Genomic DNA, 2,523 nt, shown 5'->3' on the forward strand with positions numbered 1-2,523 from the left:
GCATGCAAGCTGAAGAGTCCCTGATCGGCTTCAGCGATGACACTCACCGTCAAATACTCTTCGTGAGCGAAAACTACCGGGACAATCCCTCGCTGGCTCGGCCTGGCATGAGTATCCGTTTATCGGCAGGTGGCATGAAAGGAGAGCCAGTTGATCCCAACGAGCCCGAAGATCTCGTTCGCTGGACCCTGCCCCAATTCGCCAACAAAGGTTACGACCTCCCGCTCTGGCAACAACCCGCTTCACCAGACCCCGTCAACCCCTCCCTCACCGACTACGAAGCCATGGCCGTGTGGGATGCAATCCTAAAGTCCGTACGCATTCGCTACGGCTCAGTCGCGCCCAAACCGGACCCTTGGGCGAACGACCGTGGCCCAACGGCCGAGGAGGCGGCCGAAAACAAACGCATCCTCGATGAGTTCATCGCCAGCTTTGAAAAGCGCAAACCGTCACCCGGGGATAAAGATCAATGATCAGCGCCTGCCGATCTTTTTGTAGCCGCATTCATCGCCAACCCATCCGCAACCGCGCCTACGCCTTGGTCCGCAAAGACGGCGCACGGTTCGAAGGGCGCAGCGATGGCGAAGGCTTCGTCACCCTGCAACAGGGCATGACGCTGGAAGGGCTTGTACTGGAATGGCTTGAAAAAGGAGACCCCGCATGACCGATAACCCGACGGCGCCGCGTATTGCGCCCATGACCTACAACGCGCGCGGTAACCCGGTGCATACCTGGACCCTCACGCCCAGCCATATCACCGACCCGGTGCACTGCATATTGCCGCCGGATGGGGTGCTGCCGGTGATTTTTGTGCCGGGGATCATGGGGTCGAATTTGAAGAGTAAGCCTGCTGAGCAGGAGAGCGAAGAGCAGGGAGAAGAGGGGGTACCCATCTGGCGGTTGGATGCGGGGTTCATGGGAAAGAACATGTGGTTGGCGAAAAACTGGATATTTAAAACACCAGGCGAACGTCAAAAAATTCTGCATCCGGTTCGTGCGGAAGTTGATAGAGAAGGAGCGGTGCCTAAACGCGCCGTAGGTACGGTCATTACCCAGCCAGAGCCAGACAAGAAAAAGGCAGCCTTGGCCTTGTCCAAACGCTATCGAGAACGTGGCTGGGGCGAAGTCAGCGAAACCAGCTATCACGCTTTTCTGCTTTGGCTGGAAGACACCCTGAACAGCCAATTCCTGCCCCACCAATGGCCGCAATTCGACATCCGGCCGGAGCACTTGCACACCGTGGCCGTCGAGCCTGGGCCTACGCACATCACCCGGTTAAAACCTGAAATTCCCATCGCCATGCCGGGATTGGGCGCCAACCTCGCCAGCCAGTTGCCGTCGACACTTTCGGACGAGTTGGTGGCGCGTGGCGGCTACCGCATGCCGGTGCATGCCTGTGGTTACAACTGGCTGGACTCCAACGAACAGGCCGCGTCCAGGCTGGCCAAGCGCATCGAYGAGCTGATGCACCAGTACGGTCGCAATTGCCRGCAGGTGATTCTGGTGACGCATTCCATGGGTGGGCTGGTGGCGAGGCGATGCGCGCAACTGCCGGGCATGGCCGACAAGATCGCCGGTGTGGTCCATGGGGTGATGCCTGCCATCGGCGCGCCGGTCGCTTACCGCCGCTGCAAAGTCGGCATGAGCGACGAGRACCCCATTGCCGGTGCGGTGATTGGCCCGACCGGCCAGGAGGTCACCGCTGTGTTTGCGCAGGCGCCCGGAGCCTTGCAATTGCTGCCCACCCAGGATTATGCCCCGGGGTGGCTGCGGCTGATCGACGAGCGAGGCGGGCCGGCCATGCCGCGCCAGCCGGAAAAAGACCCCTACGAAGAGATTTATCTGCGACGTGACCGTTGGTGGGGATTGCTGCGCGAAGAGTGGTTGGCTCCGAAGGATGGGGATCCGATCACGTGGAAAGATTTCGCGGATAACATCCGGAGCGCAAAGGAGTTTCACCAGGACATCGCTGGGTCATACCACCCGCAAACCTACGTCTACTACGGCAACGACGACAAGCACCCCAGCTTCGAATCCATCACCTGGGAAATGCGACGCGGGTCTCGTCTCAATGGCCCCCATGCCTCAAGCCCCGATGCCTTCACGGTGTCCAGCCTGCAGATGCATGAAGTGCGCGACGACGGACGCAGCCCGTTGTACGTCGGCGGGCAAGCCGAGGCCGTGCCACCACTGCGCGGTGATCCCGACGCGCCGGTCAGAACCGTGCAGACCAGCTATTGGGAGCTGCACTGCCGCATGCAGGACGGCGCGGGCGACGGCACCGTTCCGGTGAGTTCTGGTCGTGCGCCGGTCAGGCAGGCACGCAAGGATTCGATCCGCCAGCAAGTCCAGGCGCCCGGCTTCGATCATGAAGCGTCGTACGCCAATCCGTTAACCCAGCAATTCACTCTTTACTCCCTCATCAAAATCGCAGCGAAAGCCAAGAGGCCGCTATGCGCCGGTTGACCGCTTTTTTTACAGGCCTGCTGTTGGGGGCGGTCGCCGGGTGCACCGCCTTCAAAC

2 protein-coding genes and 1 pseudogene are annotated in these 2,523 nt (G+C 60.7%); all 3 read left to right on the top strand.

Annotated features, from left to right (window positions below; translation table 11 throughout):
- Positions 1-473, top strand: a pseudogene (locus AC1DRN_RS29800) (T6SS immunity protein Tli4 family protein); the annotation flags it as partial.
- Positions 470-664, top strand: coding sequence for a hypothetical protein (locus AC1DRN_RS29805; RefSeq protein ID WP_223463500.1), 195 nt, complete (start codon positions 470-472; stop codon positions 662-664). The pseudogene AC1DRN_RS29800 and the gene AC1DRN_RS29805, both read left to right, overlap by 4 nt.
- A complete protein-coding gene (locus AC1DRN_RS29810) occupies positions 661-2,466 on the top strand; it encodes an esterase/lipase family protein (protein ID WP_477786915.1) in 1,806 nt (601 codons plus the stop codon). Before AC1DRN_RS29805 ends, AC1DRN_RS29810 begins: the two co-directional genes overlap by 4 nt.
- Positions 2,467-2,523 lie beyond the last annotated feature (57 nt).

The sequence above is a fragment of the Pseudomonas sp. P5_B3 genome (assembly GCF_056400405.1).

Excerpts from the sequence above, each read along its gene's own strand:
- AC1DRN_RS29805 (WP_223463500.1), top strand. The coding sequence starts at position 470 with ATGATCAGCGCCTGCCGATCTTTTTGTAGCCGCATTCATCGCCAACCC.